This is a genomic window from Rhizobium sp. Nf11,1 (assembly GCF_050587665.1).
Classification (GTDB): Bacteria; Pseudomonadota; Alphaproteobacteria; order Rhizobiales; family Rhizobiaceae; genus Rhizobium.
Window position 1 is genome coordinate 25802 of sequence record NZ_JBOBHU010000033.1, and the last position, 17972, is coordinate 43773.

General features: G+C 61.7%; 21 protein-coding genes. 15 read left to right on the top strand and 6 right to left on the bottom strand.

From position 1 onward, the window contains the following. Positions 1 to 58: 58 nt before the first annotated feature. The 5 genes from ACQ7C1_RS29835 to ACQ7C1_RS29855 form a co-directional block, all read right to left on the bottom strand. Positions 59 to 1141 carry an ABC transporter ATP-binding protein gene (locus ACQ7C1_RS29835; protein ID WP_430960916.1) on the bottom strand — a complete coding sequence of 361 codons (1083 nt, stop codon included), beginning with the start codon at positions 1139 to 1141 and terminating at the stop codon, positions 59 to 61. An 8-nt stretch (positions 1142 to 1149) separates the two neighbouring features. Continuing rightward, complete coding sequence (locus ACQ7C1_RS29840) at positions 1150 to 2034, bottom strand: carbohydrate ABC transporter permease (RefSeq protein ID WP_085780761.1); 885 nt, start codon at positions 2032 to 2034, stop codon at positions 1150 to 1152. Beyond that, positions 2034 to 2921 carry a carbohydrate ABC transporter permease gene (locus tag ACQ7C1_RS29845; RefSeq protein WP_430960917.1) on the bottom strand — a complete coding sequence of 296 codons (888 nt, stop codon included), beginning with the start codon at positions 2919 to 2921 and terminating at the stop codon, positions 2034 to 2036. Before ACQ7C1_RS29845 ends, ACQ7C1_RS29840 begins: the two co-directional genes overlap by 1 nt. Positions 2922 to 3026: 105 nt before the next feature. Continuing rightward, positions 3027 to 4259 (bottom strand): ABC transporter substrate-binding protein, encoded by a 1233-nt coding sequence (locus ACQ7C1_RS29850; RefSeq protein WP_430960918.1) that lies wholly within the window; start codon positions 4257 to 4259, stop codon positions 3027 to 3029. A 57-nt stretch (positions 4260 to 4316) separates the two neighbouring features. After that, the gene (locus ACQ7C1_RS29855) at positions 4317 to 5270 is read right to left on the bottom strand and encodes a sugar phosphate isomerase/epimerase family protein (RefSeq protein WP_430960919.1); all 954 of its coding nucleotides are present in this window, start codon (positions 5268 to 5270) and stop codon (positions 4317 to 4319) included. Between the two features lie 220 nt (positions 5271 to 5490). Between ACQ7C1_RS29855 and ACQ7C1_RS29860 the strand changes: the two genes are divergently transcribed. From ACQ7C1_RS29860 to ACQ7C1_RS29905, 10 genes are all read left to right on the top strand, one after another. Next, entirely contained in the window at positions 5491 to 6561 is a 1071-nt protein-coding gene (locus ACQ7C1_RS29860) for a LacI family DNA-binding transcriptional regulator (protein ID WP_430960920.1), read from the top strand. 137 nt (positions 6562 to 6698) lie between these two features. After that, complete coding sequence (locus ACQ7C1_RS29865) at positions 6699 to 6977, top strand: CopG family ribbon-helix-helix protein (RefSeq protein WP_064695094.1); 279 nt, start codon at positions 6699 to 6701, stop codon at positions 6975 to 6977. Further along, positions 6965 to 7255 carry a type II toxin-antitoxin system RelE/ParE family toxin gene (locus ACQ7C1_RS29870; protein ID WP_430960921.1) on the top strand — a complete coding sequence of 97 codons (291 nt, stop codon included), beginning with the start codon at positions 6965 to 6967 and terminating at the stop codon, positions 7253 to 7255. Before ACQ7C1_RS29865 ends, ACQ7C1_RS29870 begins: the two co-directional genes overlap by 13 nt. A gap of 198 nt (positions 7256 to 7453) precedes the next feature. After that, a complete protein-coding gene (locus ACQ7C1_RS29875; protein WP_430960922.1) occupies positions 7454 to 7873 on the top strand; it encodes an acetyl-CoA carboxylase biotin carboxyl carrier protein in 420 nt (139 codons plus the stop codon). Beyond that, a complete protein-coding gene (gene accC, locus ACQ7C1_RS29880) occupies positions 7873 to 9267 on the top strand; it encodes an acetyl-CoA carboxylase biotin carboxylase subunit (RefSeq protein ID WP_430960923.1) in 1395 nt (464 codons plus the stop codon). Before ACQ7C1_RS29875 ends, accC begins: the two co-directional genes overlap by 1 nt. Continuing rightward, positions 9264 to 9686 carry an acetyl-CoA carboxylase gene (locus ACQ7C1_RS29885; protein WP_430960924.1) on the top strand — a complete coding sequence of 141 codons (423 nt, stop codon included), beginning with the start codon at positions 9264 to 9266 and terminating at the stop codon, positions 9684 to 9686. The genes accC and ACQ7C1_RS29885 overlap by 4 nt, the downstream gene beginning before the upstream one ends. Beyond that, complete coding sequence (gene pxpB, locus ACQ7C1_RS29890) at positions 9683 to 10390, top strand: 5-oxoprolinase subunit PxpB (protein WP_430960925.1); 708 nt, start codon at positions 9683 to 9685, stop codon at positions 10388 to 10390. Before ACQ7C1_RS29885 ends, pxpB begins: the two co-directional genes overlap by 4 nt. After that, the gene (locus ACQ7C1_RS29895; protein WP_430960926.1) at positions 10387 to 11382 is read left to right on the top strand and encodes a biotin-dependent carboxyltransferase family protein; all 996 of its coding nucleotides are present in this window, start codon (positions 10387 to 10389) and stop codon (positions 11380 to 11382) included. The genes pxpB and ACQ7C1_RS29895 overlap by 4 nt, the downstream gene beginning before the upstream one ends. A 25-nt stretch (positions 11383 to 11407) precedes the next feature. Continuing rightward, positions 11408 to 12175: a 5-oxoprolinase subunit PxpA gene (locus ACQ7C1_RS29900; RefSeq protein ID WP_430960927.1), complete on the top strand. Its 768-nt coding sequence runs from the start codon at positions 11408 to 11410 to the stop codon at positions 12173 to 12175. Between the two features lie 61 nt (positions 12176 to 12236). Beyond that, complete coding sequence (locus ACQ7C1_RS29905; protein ID WP_430960928.1) at positions 12237 to 13439, top strand: pyridoxal phosphate-dependent aminotransferase; 1203 nt, start codon at positions 12237 to 12239, stop codon at positions 13437 to 13439. A 13-nt stretch (positions 13440 to 13452) separates the two neighbouring features. Here the strand turns inward: ACQ7C1_RS29905 and nac are convergent, their stop codons facing one another. After that, complete coding sequence (nac, locus tag ACQ7C1_RS29910; protein WP_430960929.1) at positions 13453 to 14358, bottom strand: nitrogen assimilation transcriptional regulator NAC; 906 nt, start codon at positions 14356 to 14358, stop codon at positions 13453 to 13455. A 256-nt stretch (positions 14359 to 14614) separates the two neighbouring features. Between nac and ACQ7C1_RS29915 the strand changes: the two genes are divergently transcribed. The 5 genes from ACQ7C1_RS29915 to ACQ7C1_RS29935 form a co-directional block, all read left to right on the top strand. Then, positions 14615 to 15394: an SDR family oxidoreductase gene (locus ACQ7C1_RS29915; RefSeq protein ID WP_430960930.1), complete on the top strand. Its 780-nt coding sequence runs from the start codon at positions 14615 to 14617 to the stop codon at positions 15392 to 15394. Continuing rightward, positions 15391 to 16098: an amino acid ABC transporter permease gene (locus ACQ7C1_RS29920; protein WP_430960931.1), complete on the top strand. Its 708-nt coding sequence runs from the start codon at positions 15391 to 15393 to the stop codon at positions 16096 to 16098. Before ACQ7C1_RS29915 ends, ACQ7C1_RS29920 begins: the two co-directional genes overlap by 4 nt. Then, a complete protein-coding gene (locus tag ACQ7C1_RS29925; protein WP_430960932.1) occupies positions 16095 to 16853 on the top strand; it encodes an amino acid ABC transporter permease in 759 nt (252 codons plus the stop codon). Before ACQ7C1_RS29920 ends, ACQ7C1_RS29925 begins: the two co-directional genes overlap by 4 nt. Continuing rightward, positions 16850 to 17614: an amino acid ABC transporter ATP-binding protein gene (locus ACQ7C1_RS29930; RefSeq protein ID WP_430960933.1), complete on the top strand. Its 765-nt coding sequence runs from the start codon at positions 16850 to 16852 to the stop codon at positions 17612 to 17614. The genes ACQ7C1_RS29925 and ACQ7C1_RS29930 overlap by 4 nt, the downstream gene beginning before the upstream one ends. A 31-nt stretch (positions 17615 to 17645) precedes the next feature. After that, positions 17646 to 17972, top strand: a 327-nt coding sequence (locus tag ACQ7C1_RS29935; protein ID WP_430960934.1) for a transporter substrate-binding domain-containing protein, incomplete at its 3' end; no start/stop codon positions are given.

Genomic DNA, 17972 nt, shown 5'->3' on the forward strand with positions numbered 1-17972 from the left:
ATTCCTCAATGCAGCGCAAAGCACATCCGAAATTGCGGGAAAGCAAAGGAATGGCGCGTCAAAGCCGCGATCCATCGGCAGCGAAGAGTGACGCCTTGGTGATATCAAGGCCCGGAGCCATGGCATCGCCGGGCTTGAATTCGACGTCGCCCATGAAACGAAGGGAGAGACTGTGCTCCGCCCAGTCGAACCAGACGACGGCATCCGAACCCATCGGCTCGACGACGGAAACACGGCCAGCAATCGTGGGAAGCCCGCTTGCCGCCCCGTCGAGCACAAGGTGCTCAGGGCGAAAGCCTAACGTAACAGGTCCTTCCACGGCAGCCGTGCGGAAGGCATAGTCGGTGAGGTCGACGGCTAGGCCGTTGCTTCTGAAGACGGGTGCTCCGCCGCCGCGCTCGATCCGGCCCTCGACGAAATTCATCGCCGGAGCACCGATGAAGCCGGCGACGAAGAGATTGGCCGGACGGCGGTAGATCTCGGCCGGCGAAGCGAGCTGCTGGATCACGCCGTCGCGCATGATGGCGATGCGGTCGGCGAGCGTCAGGGCCTCGACCTGATCGTGGGTCACGTAAATCATGGTATTGCCGAGGCTTTGATGCAGCTTCTTGATCTCGACGCGCAATTCGTTGCGCAGCTTGGCGTCGAGATTCGACAGCGGCTCGTCGAAGAGGAACACATCCACTTCTCGCACCAGTGCCCGGCCGATGGCGACGCGCTGGCGCTGGCCGCCGGACAGCTCGGCAGGACGCCGGTCGAGCAATGTGTCGAGATGGAGGAGCGCGGCCGTGCGGGCGACGCGTGCCTCGATCTCGGCCTTTGGCAGGCCTGCGACGCGAAGCCCGAAGGAGAGGTTCTTGCGGACCGACATGCGCGGGTAGAGTGCGTAGGACTGGAAGACCATGCCGATGCCACGGTCCTTCGGCTCCTCCCAGCTGACATTCTTGCCCGAGATCCAGATTTCGCCTGCAGTAATGTCCTGCAACCCGGCGATGGCGTTCAGAAGCGTGGACTTGCCGCAGCCCGAAGGGCCGAGCAGCACCAGGAATTCGCGCGGCGCGATATTGATCGACATCTTCTCGATCACTGTATGGTCGCCATAGGCGATCTTCAGATCCTTGACGGAGACGGCAGATTGCATGGAATACGTTACCCCTTGACTGCGCCGGCGGCGATGCCGCGCACGAACCAGCGGCCGGACAGGAAATAGATGGCGAGCGGAACGATGGCGGTCAGGATCGTCGCCGCCATGTTCACGTTATAGGTGCGCTCGCCCATCGTGGTGTTGACGATGTTGTTGAGCTGCACGGTCATCGGCAGGTTGTCCCGGCCGGCGAAGACGAGGCCAAGCAGGAAGTCGTTCCAGATGCCGGTGAATTGCAGCATCGAAACCACGACCACCATCGGCACGGCGATCGGCAGCATGATCTCGAAGAAGATGCGCCAGAAGCCAGCGCCGTCGACGCGCGCGGCCTTGCAGAGCTCCTCCGGCACGCTGACGAAATAGTTGCGGAAAAGCAGCGTCACCAGCGGCAGTCCGAAGATGACATGGACGAGAATGATGCCGGCGAGCGAATTATAGAGACCGATATTCGCCATGGCGCGAACCATCGGATAGAGGAAGATCTGATAGGGGATCAGACCACCGGCCATGAGCAGGCCGAAGAGCGCATTTGCCCCACGAGGCCGCCAGAGCGACAGCGCATAGCCGTTGACGGCGCCGATGAAGACCGAGAGCGCGACGGATGGAACGGTGATCGCCACCGAATTCCAGAAGCCGCTACGAATGCCGACGCAGACGGTTCCCATGCAGGCGCCCGACCAGGCGGTCACCCAGGCGGAGAAATCGAGCGTGGCAGGCAGGGCAAAGATCTGCCCGAGCCGGATTTCGTCCATCGACTTCAGCGAAGTGACGACCATCGTATAGAGCGGCAGAAGGAAGAAAAGCGCAGCGCCGACCAAGAAGGTATAAAGGCCGATGCGTCCCGCCGTGATCCGTGCCGGCTTCGGCCCATTCGGGTGAGGCTGGTTCATCACGCCCCTCCCTTCGCCTGGTTGCGCATGTGCATCGCGTAACGGAACGGCGCGACTGCGATGACGACGCCGAGGACGAGCACCGTCGCGCCTGCTGTGGCAAGGCCGAGGTTCTGGCGCCCGAACAGATTGTCCATGATGAATTTCGCCGGCACTTCGGTCGCATTCCCGGGGCCACCATTGGTCATGGCGACGACGATGTCGTAGGTCTTGATCACGCCCATGGCGAGCAGCATGCCGGCAGCGGCGAGCGCCGGCCCGAGCTGGGGCAGAATGATGGAGACATAGATGCGCCAGACGGGAATGCCGTCGATGCGCGCCGCCTTCCACTGCTCGGCCTCGATGCCGCGTATGCCGGCAAGCGCAATAACCATGACGAGCCCCGCGCCCTGCCAGACGCCGGCGAGCACGAGCGCATAGATCGCCATGTCGCGATTAACCACCCAGTCGAGCACGAAGCTTTCCCAGCCGAGCGAACGCACGCTTGCCTGAATGCCGAGTGTGGGATTGAGCATCCATTGCCAGATCAGCCCCGTCACCACGAAGGACATGGCGTAGGGATAGAGGAAGATCGTCCGAAAGGCGCTTTCGAAGCGGATCTTGCGGTCCAGTGCTGCGGCCAGCAGGAAGCCGAGCACCAGACAACCGGCCACATAGAGGACACCGAAGATCAAGACGTTTTGCAGCGAGGCGAGCCATTTGGCGGATGCGAAGAGCTTCGCATACTGTGCAAAGCCGACATAGGTCGAGGACGGAAAGAGTGTGGAGTTGGTGAAGGACAGCCGGATCGACCAGGCCATGGTGCCGATGAAGACCACGACCGCGGCGAACCATGTCGGCAAGAGGGCGATGGTCGCGGAAAGATTACGCTTGCGTTTGACGGACATCGGCCAGCTCTTTGACGGATGGAAAGCGGAACACCCGCCGCCGCGTAGCACGCAGCGGCCGGCAGCCGTGGCCATCGGGGTCGGCCCGACACCACGGGCACGATCCTACTCGAAGATGGCGAAGAAGTTTTCGGCAGCGGTCCCCGCGTCGTTCGAACCGCCGCTCCAATATTCGTCTACGAAGTCGTCGAGCGCGCCGACCTGCTGGGGCGTGAGCACGATCGCCTGATCCGGCACGATGGCGCCGGCGCTCATCAGTTCGAGACCCTTTTGGGCGCAGGCATCGAGTTTCGACTTGTCGACATCGGAGCGCATCGGAACCGAGCCCTTCTTGAGGGCGAATTCGACCTGGACGGTCGGGTCCATGACGACCTCGGCGAGAAGCTTCTGCGCCTTGTCGGTCTGGGCGTTGCCGGTCTTCGGGAACCAGAGGGCATCGGCGATGTAGACCATACCTTTGGATTCAGGAGCGATCATGCAGCCATAATCCTTGCCCGGCTCCTGGCCGGCGACGGTGAATTCGCCCTTGGCCCAATCGCCCATGAACTGCACGCCGGCCTTGTCGGTGATCAGCATGGCGGTTGCGTCGTTCCAGTTGCGGCCGGCCGCACCCGCATCGACATAGCCGCGCAGCTTGCCGAGGATTGCGAGCGTCTTCTTCACGCCCTCGACGGATGCCTCGCTCTTGTCCTTGTCGGCATAGATCTTCAGGAAGCCGTCGGTCCCGACCTGCGAGAGCAGGATCATGTTGAAGACCTTGGTCTGCTGCCAGGGCTGGCCGCCCCAGGCGACCGGGATGATGCCGGCGGCCTTGAGCTTGTCGAGATCGGCGAAAAACTCGTCCCAGCTCTTCGGTTCCTGCCCAATACCAGCCTTGCCGAAGGCTTCCTTGGAATAGAAGACCCAGCTTTCGCCATGAGCACCTGTTGGAGCGAGATAGACCTTGCCGTCATAGGAAATGAGATCATGGATCGATTTCGGCAGGGAATCAGCCCATTTGCCGGCGGCGGCCACGTCGTCGATCGGATTGAACAGCCCCTGGCTGACGAAATCGGCGGCGGCAAGACCGATGACGCCCTGCTTGGCGCCCGGCGCGTCACCGGCAACGATGCGGTTCTGGAAGGCGGCATCGGCCGCGCCGAAACCGGCGATCGAGGAATCCTTCCAGACGCCGCCGCGCTTTTCGAATTCGCTTCTGATGACGTTCAGGGCCGCGGCTTCGCCGCCCGACGTCCAGGAGGACATGATCTCGATCGTTGGCTTGTCCTCGGCATGCGCCGCGGCGAAGAAACCGGCGAAAGCCACGCCGGCAAGAAAAAGCTTCATCATGGTCTTCATTGTTCCACCTCTTGAAAATGCCCTCTTGGCGGGGCGTTTATCGTCTTCGGAATAATATCAGCGATAGATCGGCAGGAGTGCCTGCCGGACGAGCGTGAGCCCGTTGACGATGTCGCGGACGGGATCCGGCGCGGCATCGAGTTCGAGGATCGCCCAGCCTTCATAGGCGCGGTCGCGCAGCAGCCGGATCCAGGCCGGCCAGTCGACCCGTCCGAGGCCGAAGCCGCAGAAATAGGGCTGGTGGCGTTCGTGGATGTGCTTGTCGATTGGGGTGTCGGCAGGCATCGGACCGACCGCATCCTTCCAGTGAGCGATGATCATCCGCTCGTGATGGCGATCGACGAGCTGGACGGGGTCGGAGCCGGCAACGATGATATGGGCCGTGTCGGGGCACATATGCACATAGGCCGGATCGGTCAGCAGCATCATCAGGTCGACGTCTCGCGCCGCGGCAAAGACCGAATGCGCCTCCGTGTGCAGCGCAAGCCGCACGCCCTTGGCATAAAGGGTCGCGCCGAGTCGGTTCAAGAAATCGGCGATCGTCTTGGCGCGGTCGAAATCATGGAACTGCACCGGTTGGGCGCCGAGCGTCTGGCGGAGGGGCGCGCCGATCACCATGATGTCGCTGCCGCAGGCTTTCAGGAAATCGGCATATTGTTCCGCCTTGTCGATCAGCGCGCGCTGGGCTTCAGGGTCGGTAAAGTCTCCCGCTGCCTCGAGCTCTGCAAAGAAGCCGCTGCAAAGCGTCAGCCCGCGCCTTGCCAGTTCGGCGGCAAAGCCGTCAATCGAACCATAGGTCTTGATCGCGTCCTGCCAGTTGAAGGGAGAGAAGGTCAACTCGACACCGGTGACGCCGGAAGTCTGGACGCTGTCGAGGATCTTGTCCCAGAAGGCGCGCGGCGCGGCGCGTGCATGGTCGACAATTGCATCATGGCTGCCGACGCCCCAGAAGCCGGGATGGAAGAACGTCACGAGATCGACGCCGAAGCGTAGTCTGTCGTCAGTGGCCATAACCTATCCATTCTCAAAGCACGATCCATCTGCATGCGAAGCAGCGGCTACGCATTCAATAAATCATGCATTTTCAAAGCATTAAAAATGGCAATCGTTTGCCATGCACAAATGATAGCCAAGCTGGTTTTTTAAGCAAGCGATTTTTGGCAAACGTTTGCTATAAATCGTCACCTGCCTTAGAATCGCAAATCGAAGCATCCGGGAGGCGGAATTAAAGGTGAATAAAAACAAAGATGTGGCGGCAGAAGAGCCGTCCGGCGCGTTGATGGCCGACGTTGCGCGGCTCGCCGGTGTCGCGATATCGACGGTCAGCAGGGCGCTTGCCAATCCCGGACGGGTCAACGAGAAGACCCGCGCCAAGATCAATGCGGCCGCTAGGCAACTCGGCTACACGCCGAACGCGATGGCGCGCGGCCTGAGGGTTGGGAAATCCAATACCATCATGATCATTTTGCCGGGTTCGCCTTATTACGGCGCCTCGCAGATCATCCCGCAGGTCCTGCAAAGCATCAATAAATCCCTGATCCAGAGGGGGTATAACTTGATGATCGCCAATCTCGATCGCGAGGAAGCTTCCGAACGGCACATACTTGATCTTGCCTTCAGCGGCACGGTTCGGGGAGCCATTATCTTCTCGTCGAAACTTCCGGAGATCGAAGGACGTTCGCCTGCGGGGGCAGGCCTGCCGATCGTCTCGATGTTGTTCGACATGAGTGATGCCGGTTTGCCGAGCGTCGTCACCAACGACCGGGAGGCAATCCGTGACGCGACGATGGAATTGATCCGTTCGGGTCATCGGCGCTTCCTCTATATAGCCGGCCCCGAGGGAAACTACCACGACGTCGAGCGCTACGCCGGGGTCATTGAGGCTCTACGCACAGAGGGACTTTCCGAGGAAGCCGTGTCGAGATCTGGCGGCGACCTCGAATACCAGCATGGCTTCGAGATCGGCATTCGCGCAGCCGATGATTTCATGAAGCTCGCCGTCAGGCCGACGGCTGTCATCGCAACGAGCGATGACATGGCAATCTCGTTCATGAGCATTATTCAGCGCAAAGGCCTTGTTATTCCAGAGCACGTATCCGTCGTTTCCTTCGACGGCTCCCCGGTCTGCGAATTCTGTTCGCCGCCGCTCTCGACGATCAAACAGCCCGTGGAAGAGATGGGACGCGCGGCCGTGGAACTCCTGCTCGGCGCCATCGGCCAGAGGCAGGATGCGGCAACGATGCGCACCGTCATCCGCAGCGAGCTTATCCTGCGGGAGAGCATTGCCCCTGCGAAGGATTGACGATGCCGGAACCAACCGCGCACAGAAGCACATGACCGTAAGAATAGGTGCTGCGCGATGGGTAAATTCATTCGTAGACAAATACCGCAGGGAAGCCTAAGTTAGCGTCAGGTATTACCTGTAGCTAAGGACACCTTATGGCATCGCCAACCTCGCTCAAGCTCGATGATGAGTTGAAGGGCCGCGTCCAACAACTGGCCGAGGCTCGCCGCCGTTCGTCCCACTGGATCATGCGTGAAGCGATTGCGCAATACGTCGAGCGCGAGGAGAAGCGCGAGGCGCTGCGACAGGAGACGCTTGGTGCCTGGAATGAATTTGAAGCGACGGGACTGCATGTCACCGGCGCCGAGGTCGAAAAATGGCTTTCGACTTGGGGAACTGACGACGAGTTGCCCGCACCCGAATGCCACAAGTGATCTTCTCCCCGGCCGCAATCCGCGATCTTGAGCGGCTTCGGGAATTCTTGCGACCGAAAAAGCCATCAGTCGCCAAGCGGGCAGGCGAAACTATTCTCAAAGGCGTGAGCGTCCTCGGTGCGCATCCCCATATAGGACGCCTCATCGAGGATATGCCCGAGCAATACCGGGAATGGCTCATCGATTTCGGAGATAGCGGGTACGTCGCTCGTTATCGTATGGATGGCGACATTTTGACGATCCTCGCCGTGCGGCATCAGAAGGAAGCAGGGTTCTGACCAGGATTTCGAGGGTCCCGCACCTGTCGTTGAGGGAATTCACAACCAACGGGCGGGATGTCCCATAGGGTACAGACTGCGCTCCATCAAAACTTCGTCTGACCCCATCGCTCCGCCCGTCGTGCTACGAAATCACAACACCGGGCGATCTGAAACTTCGGCTATGCGCGGTGGGATTTTGAAGTTCCGAGCACGCACATGGACCTCTCGAAGATCAAGACGCTGATCGACTTTGTCGGACGATCTAATATTACCGAGCTGACCGTGACGGAAAAGGACGTGACGGTTCGGATTTTCCGAACGGCGGCGGGGCAGGAGGCTGTCGCCGAACCCGAGCAAAAGCCGAGACCAATCGCCGGTGCGCCCTTGGGCGTCGAGCAACCGTCCTATGCGGTGACGGCGCCTGTTTTCGGCGTTCTGCACAAGGCCCCGGCGCCCGGGGAACCGCCATTTGTCGCGATCGGAGACGCGGTGGAGGAGGGGCAGACACTCTTCATCATCGAGGCGATGAAGGTCTTCAACACGATCACCGCACCGCGGGCCGGGCGCATCATGCGCCTGACCGAAATAGACGGCGGCGAGGTCGAGACCGGCGACCTGCTGGCGGAGATTGCCTGATGTCGGAAACACCTGAACAATCAGCTGCCTCAGGGCGCCGCTTCGATTCCGTCCTCATCGCCAATCGCGGCGAGATCGCAGCACGGATCCAGCGTGCCTGTCGCGAACTCGGCCTTACGACGGTCGCCATCTGCTCCGAGGCTGACAGGGAGGCACCCTACGGCAGCACCGTTGACAGCTTTCTCTGCATCGGCCCGTCGAGTGCGGCGAAAAGCTACCTCAATCAGGATGCCATTCTTCTCGCGGCGCGCCTGACCGGTGCGGGCGCCATCCATCCCGGTTACGGGTTTCTGTCGGAAAATGCGGCATTCGCGGACGCCGTCGAAAAGGCCGGGCTGGTCTTCATCGGGCCGACCGCTTCGTCGATCGCGACCATGGGCGACAAAATCGCGGCGAAGCGGGCGATGATGGCAGCCGGCGTGCCCTGCGTTCCCGGCCCGGATACCGCGCTGCCCGACGATCCCACATCGGTCGAGCGAATAGCGCTGGAGATCGGATATCCCGTCATCATCAAGGCGTCAGGCGGCGGCGGCGGCCGCGGCATGCGTGTGGTGCCGGAGGCCGGCCAGTTGCAGGAAGCGATCGCGCTGACGCGGGAAGAGGCCCGCAAGGCCTTCGGGTCGCCCTCGCTCTATATGGAGAAGTTCCTCCAGCAGCCGCGCCATATCGAGATACAGGTTCTTTGCGACGATCACGGCAATGCCGTGTGGCTGGGGCACCGGGACTGCTCGATGCAGCGCCGCCATCAAAAGGTGGTGGAAGAGGCGCCGGCGCCCGGTATCGCGTCGGATATCATCCAGCCGGTCGGCATGGCCTGCGTAGAGGCCTGCCGGCAGATCGGCTACCGCGGCGTCGGAACCTTCGAATTCCTCTATGAGAACGGCGCCTTCTATTTCATCGAGATGAACACGCGGCTTCAGGTCGAGCATCCCGTCACCGAGCTGACGAGCGGGGTCGATATCGTCCAGGCGCAGATAAAGGCGGCCCAGGGCGAGGTTCTGGACCTCGCCCAGGGCGATGTGGCATGCCAAGGCCATTCTTTCGAATGCCGTATTAACGCCGAAGATCCCGACACCTTCCTGCCGTCGGCAGGTGTCATCACCCATCTGGCCTTGCCTGAGGGTTCAGGTATCCGCGTCGATACGCATATCCACGCCGGCTACAAGGTCTCGCCCTATTACGACTCGCTGATCGCCAAACTGATCGTGCATGCGCCGACGCGGGCGCAAGCCATGGCAAGAATGTGCGACGCGCTTGCCGGCACCGAGATCGAGGGGATCGCCACCAATATTCCCTTCCTGCGCGCTTTGTTCGAAGACCATGCTTTCGCGCGTGGCGAGACTGACATTCACTATCTCGAACAATGGCTGAAGCTGCGGAGGGCGGCGGCATGAGCGCGATCGATTTCAGCGATCCGACGACCATCGCGCTGCTTACCGAAGCGCTGACGGCCGCCGGAGTGGGCGGGCTGGAAATCTCCCGTCCGGGCGCACAGCTTCGCATCGTCATTTCAGGGGAGGGGGAGGCGCGGATCAGCGCGACGGAAGCGACGCCGCGCGCGCCGGGCTCCGCGCAGGCGGTCGTCAAGGCGCCGATGGCGGGCCGCTTCTGCGTCGACCATCCCGCCGCCGCCTTGCCGCAAGATCTGCCGCGATCCCTGTCCGTCGCCGATATCCTCGGCTTCATCAGGGTAGGGGACGTGCTGCTTCCCCTTCGCGCCGGCCGTTCTGGTGTTCTGACCAGACTGCTCGCCGCACCGGGCGCGCTGGTTGGTTACGGCGACCCTCTGTTCGAAATCAGGTTCTCATCATGATCGTCACGACGACCAGGCACGCATCGCAACGCGAGATCGTTCCGGCCACCAAGAGCCGGGCACGGGTTTCCTCGATCGGCGCCAGGGCCTTTCTGCTCGAGGCGCCCGGTGAATTCGACCTTGCCGCGCAGCGGCGGATCTGGGCTCTCTCCCGGACCGTGAAAGGCTGGACCGACCTTGCGGAAGACATTCCGGGGATGACCAACCTGCTGGTGATTTTCAAGGAGACGCCCGAGGACCCCGATGCGGTGGTCGCGCGGCTGCTGGAGGCCTGGGCGAATGCTGAGAGCATCGATCTCGATGGCAAGACCATCGAGATCCCCGTCCATTACGGCGGCGAATATGCGACGGATCTTCCGGCCCTTTGCGATCTCTCGGGCCTGACCGATCGCGAGGTGGTGCGCATCCATCATCAAGCGACCTACCGCGTTTTCGCTTTGGGAAGCGCTCCCGGCTTCGGCTATCTGCATGGCCTCGACCCACGCATCTACATGCCACGGAAGACCGTGCCCTCGCTGAAGATGGCGAAGGGCTGCGTGACCATCGGCGGCATGCAGACCGGCGTCGCAATGCTGACAGGCCCCAACGGCTGGAATTCCATAGGCTTCGCGACACTTGAGATGTTCGATCCTGCCTCGCCGTCTCCGGCCATGATGGCGCCGGGAGATACGGTGCGGTTCCTGCCGGCGAGGATCGAGCTATGATCGAGATCTTGGAAAGTGGCCCTTTCAACACGGTGCAGGATCTCGGCCGTTTCGGCTATCGCGATATCGGCGTATCGGCGAGCGGCGCGATGGATCCGCTTGCGGTCCGAATCGGCAATATTCTCGTCGGCAACGACGAGAATGCGGCTGTGATCGAGGTGCAGACCTTCCCGTTCAGCCTGCGTTTCCAGAGGCGCACCGTCTTTGCCGTAACCGGCGCCGACGGCAAACCTCAGCTCGAGGGATCGGAACGGCTTGCCTGGTGCGCCCAGATCGCCGAACCCGGACAGGTTCTCGAGCTGAGGCAGCCGCCGCGTCTGGCACGCTCTTACGTTGCACTCGGCGGCGGGCTGGATGTTCCTGTTATCATGGGCTCGCGCAGCACGTCGCTCCGCGGCGGCTTTGGAGGCAATGCAGGCCGGCCACTGGCGAAAGGCGATCGGATCGTGGTCGGCGAGGACCCGGAGATTGCCATGCTGCCGGCCACGGGGCTCGCCGTCGTCGAACCGGCGACAGCGCTCAGCGATGTCTTTCCGGCCCTAGTCGATGGCGTATTGCCGATCCGCGCCCTGCCGGCAGGCGAGCATGAGCTTTTCACCAAAGACGGCGAAGCCTTCTGGAGGCAGACATGGAGGATTTCCTCCCGAAGCGACCGGACCGGCTACCGCTTGTCAGGCGAACCCATCAAGCCGGTGGCATCGATCGAGATGCGCTCCCACGGTGTCGTTCCCGGTGTGATTCAGGTGCCGCCCGGCGGCGAACCGATCGTGCAGATGAGCGATGCGAACACCGCCGGCGGATATCCGAAAATCGCCGGCGTGATCGAATGCGATCTCTGGCGGCTGGGACAGGCCCGCATTGGTGCCCGCCTGTGCTTTGTTCGCTCGACACACGCCGAAGCGCGCGCTGTCGAACAGGCCGTCACCCGCTATGTCGATGACGTCAAACAGACGTCCCGGATGGTCAAGCGCGCTTTGCAGGTGATGGCCTAGAAGACACCGTCAAAAGGAGGAACTCATGAAGATCGATCTGAATTCCGACATGGGCGAAGGATTTGGCCCCTACCGGCTGTGCGACGACGAAGCGATGATGAAAATCGTCTCCTCGGCCAACATCGCCTGCGGCTTCCACGGCGGCGATCCCGACACAATGGGGCGCATGGTCCGGCTCGCCAAACAGAACGGCGTCGGCATCGGCGCCCATCCCGGTCTGCCCGACCGGTTCGGCTTCGGCCGGCGCGAAATACCGTTTTCGGCGGACGAACTCCGCCAGCAGATGCTCTACCAGCTCGGCGCCCTGATGGCGATCGCCAGAAGCGAACAGGTCACTGTGTCCCATCTCAGCTTCCATGCGGCGATGGGCAATATGGTGAACCGCGATCCTGTTATCGCCGACCTGATGATGGATGCGATCGCCACCGTCGATCCCGGTCTCGTGGTCTTCGTCACTTCGGGCAGCGAGATCGAATTGGCGGCCAGACGTGCGCGCCTGAAGACACTGGCACTTTTCCTCGCGGACCGTGCCTATGATGCCGACGGCAAACTCGTCCCGCGCGCGCTGCCGGGCGCCGTCATCAAGGACGAAGCCTCAGTGCGCGCGCGCGTGCGGCAATTCCTGCTCGACGGAACTGTCCGAACGATCGACGGAGCCGTGATCGCCATGCCGGCGCGCTCCATTCTCGTTCACAGCGATACGCCCGGCGCCCTCGAACTTGCCGGCATCGTGCGCGGCGAGATCGAAGCCACCGGCGCCACGCTCGCTCCCGCCGCCGAACTCGCCGAATGACATAATCCCGATCGCCTGCCGGCGATCCATAACGCCAATCCCTCATCGAAGGACCATTCCGATGTCCATCAAAGCCGACCGCCTGAAAAACGTCTCTATTTCAGCATCCGCCGCCATGACTCAGCGCGCAAGAGAGCTCGCCGCCAAAGGCATCCAAGTCGTCAGCCTCTCCTCCGGCGAACCAGATTTCCCCACTCCGGCGCACGCAATCGAAGCGGCGCATGCCGCAGCGCTGGCGGGGGATACGAAATATCCGCCGATGGACGGCACGCCGGCGCTCAAGGCCGCGATCATTAGAAAGTTCAAGCGCGACAACAATCTCGACTACGACGCCAGTCAGATCGTCGTCTCGGGCGGCGGCAAGCAGGTGATCTTCAATGCGATGCTAGCAACCTGCAATCCGGGCGACGAGGTCGTCATTCCGACACCCTCCTGGGTGAGCTATGCCGACATCGTCAAATTCGCCGGCGGCGTCCCGGTCGCCGTTCCCTGCCATGAGCAGACCGGCTTCAAGCTGCGCCCGGAGGATCTGGAGGCGGCGATTACGCCACGCACCAAATGGCTCTTCCTGAATTTCCCGAACAATCCCACCGGTGCGGCTTGTTCCCGGGCCGAGATGGCCGCCATCGCCGAGGTCATGCTGCGTCATCCCCACGTCTGGATCATGACCGACGACATCTACGAGCACCTAGTCTATGACGACTTCCAGTTCTGCACAATGGCGGAAGTCGAGCCGAGGCTTTACGATCGCGTGCTGACGATGAACGGCGTCTCCAAGGCTTACGCGATGACGGGCTGGCGGCTCGGCTTCTGCGCCGGGCCGAAAGAGTTGATGGCAGCTATCAGCAACGTCAACGGACAGAACGGCGGCGGCATCGCGACGCTGACCCAGGCGGCCGCGAGCGCAGCGCTCGACGGACCTCAGGATCTCCTGAAGGAGCGGGCGGCGATCTACAAGAAGAGACGCGACTTTGTTCTGGACAAACTGTCGGAGGTGGAGGGGCTGCGCTGCCACAAGCCCGAAGGTGCCTTCTACATCTATCCCAACATTTCAGGGCTGATCGGTAAGACCAGCAGAGGTGGAAGAAAGATCGAGACGGATGTCGATTTCGTCATGGCGCTGGTCGAAGAACACCATGTTGCGACCGTGCAAGGCGCGGCTTACGGCATGAGCCCGTTCTTCCGCATTTCCTACGCGACGAGCATGGAGAAACTCGCCGACGGCTGCGCCCGCATCGCCGAGTTCTGTAAGGATATGCGCTAACCGGCAGCCTGCCTCAGGCTTTCAGCCGCGCTGTGAGCTCGAGGAGAATATCTCGGACGGCAAGGGCCGGCTCCGACAGGGGATTCTGGTCGGAAACGCAAAGCGACAGGGTTTCCTCGATCCGCGGAGAGACGAGCCGGCAGATCAGCGGCTCGCTCGATTCCGATACGATACGATCGGCAATGGCTTTCGGCATGATCGTTGCGCCGAGACCGCGGCCGACCGCGCGCCCCAGGGTGCGGACGATCTCGACTTCCGCCACGACTTTCAAATTGGTGCGGGTGCGCGTGAAGGCCGTATCGACTGCGCGGCGGACAAAATTATAGGCCGGCGGCAGCAGCATCGGTATCCCGTCGAGAGTGTTGACGGAGACGGGTTTTGCATCCGCGTCGATCGCAAAATCGCGATGCGCGACCAGGAAAAATTCCTCGCTGAGGATCGGTTCGAACCGCACGCCTTTGATTGGTCCGGTTCCATGCAGAAGGGCTATCTCCAGCCGGCCGTTCATGATCATCTGGCTATAGGTCTGGCCCACACTTTCGGTCAGATGCAACAGGATGCCGGGATGCCGCTTCCGGGTCTCTGCCAGCAGATCGACCGACAACGTGGCAGCGCTGCTGAAAGGGACCAGACCGACGGAGACACGCCCTGCAAGGGAATTGCCGGCCGCAGAAGCATCCGCTTGCGCCTGCTCCATCTGCCGGAGGATAATCTGTGCGTGGCGATACACCGCATGGCCCGCATCGGTCATGCTGACGCCCTGCTGGCTGCGGATCAAAAGCTTCTGGCCGAAATGCTCCTCCAGTCCCGCCAGCTGCTGACTGAGCGCCGGCTGGGCGATATGCAAAAGATCCGCCGCGCGCGTGATGCTGCCGCTGTCGACGATCACGATGAAGGATTTGAGGCGTCTGATGTCCATGGGGATCGGGGAACCGTTCTGATCTGCTGGGATGGCATGTTTGCAGACGCGTATAGCTTTTGCAACGCGACGCGATCGTCAACCGGCCGGGCCTTGCTGAGGTATGGATACGGCAAATAGCGCCGACATCGCATCTTTCTGTTCTTCGGCAGCCGCGCAAAGCTCCATAACCGTTGCTTATTGCTCCAGAGATAATCGGTCTTAGGCAAGGGGTTGAAGCTTCGCTACTCTCTCAATCAACAACAAGGGAACGACAATGCCATTCTCCGACTACAAGACCGCACTGGTAACCGGCGCCTCCTCCGGAATCGGCGCAGCCGTTGTCGAGCGGCTCTGCCGGGAGAACATCGAGGTCCACGCGGTTGCCCGCAGCACTGAGGCGCTGCAGCAGCTGGCCGCGCGGACGGGCTGCATCCCTCATGTCATCGATGTGACAGACCGAAAGGCAATGGCCGAGCTCACGGCTCAGTTGGAATTCGACATTCTCGTCAACAATGCCGGCGTCGACCGGCCGAAGAAATTCCTGGAAGCCGACGAGGGCGATATCGATCTCATCGTCGACGTCAATCTCCGGGCCGTTCTGCACCTCTGCCGCCTGGTGGTGCCGGGCATGGTGGCGCGCGACCGCGGCCACGTCATCAACATCTCGTCGATCGCCGGCGCCTACAATTTCGGCGGCAACTCATCCTATCACGCCACCAAGGCAGGCGTGAGCATGCTGTCCAACCAGCTGCGCATCGACGCTTTCGGCAAACGGGTGCGGGTCACGGAAATCTGCCCCGGCCGGGTCGCTACCGATATCTTCAATCACGTCCATGGCAATGACCCCAGCGTCCGGGAGCGGTTCATCGAGGGTTTCGAATTGCCGCAGGCGGCCGATATCGCCGATGCGATCGCCTTCGCCATCGCAGCCCCGGTCGCGGTCAACATCGGACATATGGAGATCACCCCGACGCTGCAGGTCATGGGCGGCCTGCAGACGGCCAAGCCGCAGTCTGTGGCGAAGACGGATCAATCCGGGGAACCAAAACCGTGAGCGGCTTCGACCTTTCGGCGATCCTCGGAAATCCGGAATATGCCGCCATGCTGCTGCATGGCATCGAGATGACCTTCATCATCTATGCCGGTTCCTGGTTGCTGGCGATGACGCTGGCACTTCTGCTGCTGGGTCTGCGCCTGTCGCCCTTTCGCTTCGGCGATCCGTTGGTCGCCGCTTACGTTTCCTATCACCGCAACGTCCCGACGCTGGTGCAGCTCATGCTCTGGTATTTCGGGATCTTCACGCTGATGCCGAGCGGTATCGCGAATTGGCTGGCAAGCCACAATGCGGAGTCCATCTTCGCGGTGATCGGGCTGGGGCTCTGCCAGGCGGCCTATTTCAGCGAAGATCTTCGTTCGGGCGTGCGTTCGGTCAGTGACGGCCAGATGCAGGCAGCCCGTGCACTGGGCCACGGCTACGTCTCGGCGATGCGTTTCGTCATCATGCCGCAGGGCGTGCGCAACGCTCTGCCGCCGCTCATCAATCACAGCGTCTCCCTGTTCAAGAACAGCAGCCTCGCCGTCGTCATCGGCGCGTCAGAGCTGACGCATGCCGTCAAGGAAATCGAGAACCTCAGTTTCCGCACCTTCGAGATCTACCTGATCGGCACCGCTCTCTACCTCTTCTTTTCCCTCGTGATCATGAGCATCGGCGCCTACCTGTCGATGCGCGCCGATCCTGCCCGGAGTGCCCGCGCATGATCCAGGACATGATCGCCATCATCAAAGACTATTGGCTGCTGCTCCTGATCGGCCAATATCCGAACGGACCGCTCGGCGGGCTTGCCAATACGCTGATCCTTTCGGCGCTCAGCATCGCACTCGCTTTTCCGGTGAGCATCCTGTTCGCAATGGCGCGGCTCTCCAGGTCGCCGCTGCTGCGTTGGCCGGTCACCGCGCTCGTCTATTTCACCCGTGGCGTACCGCTCCTGATGCTCATCCTGTGGAGCTATTTCCTGGTGCCGCTATTGACCGGCGCCGATGTGCCAAGCTTCGTCACCATGCTGACGACGCTGGTTGTCTATCAGAGCGCGTTTCTCAGCGAAGTCGTCCGCGCCGGCATTGTCGCGCTCGGACCCGGCCAGATGGATGCCGCGCGTGCGCTTGGCCACGGCTATATGGGCGCGATGCGTTACATCATCCTGCCGCAGGCGCTCTACAACATGATCCCGAGCATCCTCTCCACCTTCGTCTCGACGATCAAGGATACGACGCTCGGCTATGTGATCAATGTGCCGGATCTCACCTTTGCGGCGAGCCAGGTCAACAACCAGCTCCTGACGCAGCCCTTCCAGGTCTTCCTTATCCTGGCGATCGTCTACTTCATCATCTGCTGGACGCTCACCTACTTCGCAAATCGCCTCGAGCGGCGCATCACGCGGCGGCGTGCGGGACTCCTCAATGTTCCCACGGCCTCCTTGGTCACGCCAGCGAAAATCGTATCGGAGCAGTTATGACCATGTCAGTTTCCGCGCAGCAAGCGCAGACGATCCGGCTTTCGCAGGTCTGCAAGAGCTACGGCGACTATCCGGTCCTGAAGGACATCGATGCTGAGGTCGCGCGCGGCGAGGTGGTCGTGATCTGCGGTCCATCGGGCTCCGGAAAATCGACGCTGATCCGCACGATCAATCGCCTGGAGGAGATCAACAGCGGGTCGATCACGCTCGACGGACAAAACATCCACGCGCCGATGCGGGCAAAGGAGCTCAACGCGATGCGCAGCCGGATCGGCTTCGTATTTCAGAACTTCAACCTCTTTCCGCATCTTTCCGTGGCAGAAAACGTCTCGATGTCGCCGATCCGGGTGAAGGGCGTAGCGCCCGAAGTCGCGCACGAGAAGGCGCTCAAACTTCTCGACCGCGTCGGCCTCGCCGACAAGGCCCGAGCCTATCCCGGCCAGCTCTCGGGCGGCCAGCAGCAGCGTGTGGCGATCGCTCGTGCCCTCGCGATGGAGCCGCCGGTGATGCTGTTCGACGAACCGACCAGCGCGCTCGACCCCGAAATGGTCGGCGAAGTGCTCGCCGTCATGAAGAGCCTGGCGTCGGAAGGCATGACCATGCTCTGCGTCACCCACGAAATGGGTTTCGCGCGCGAGGTCGCCGACCGGATCTGGTTCATCGATGCCGGCCAGATCATCGAAATGGCGACGCCTGAGGACTTCTTCAGCAATCCGACCCATCCCCGGGCTCAGCGTTTCCTAGCTGATCTCAGGCATTGATACCAACCACCAAAAACAAAGGAGAACAGCAATGAACTGGAAATACCTCAGCCTTACCGTCGCATTCGCCGGCCTGGCCGCCGCCATGCCTGCAAAGGCCGATCAGCTCGACAGCATCATGTCGGCAAGAACGCTACGCTGCGCGACTTTCGCCGACGTTCCCCCCTTCGCTTCGCCCGATCCGAAGACCCGCGAAATGGCCGGTTTCGACGTCGATCTCTGCGGCGCCATCGCCAAGGAACTCGGCGTCAAAGCTGAAATCAAGCCTGTTTCGGTCGAAGCCCGCGTGCCCGAGGTCAAGCTTGGCCGCGTCGACATCACCGTAGCCAATCTTGCCTATACGCTGAGCCGCGCCGAG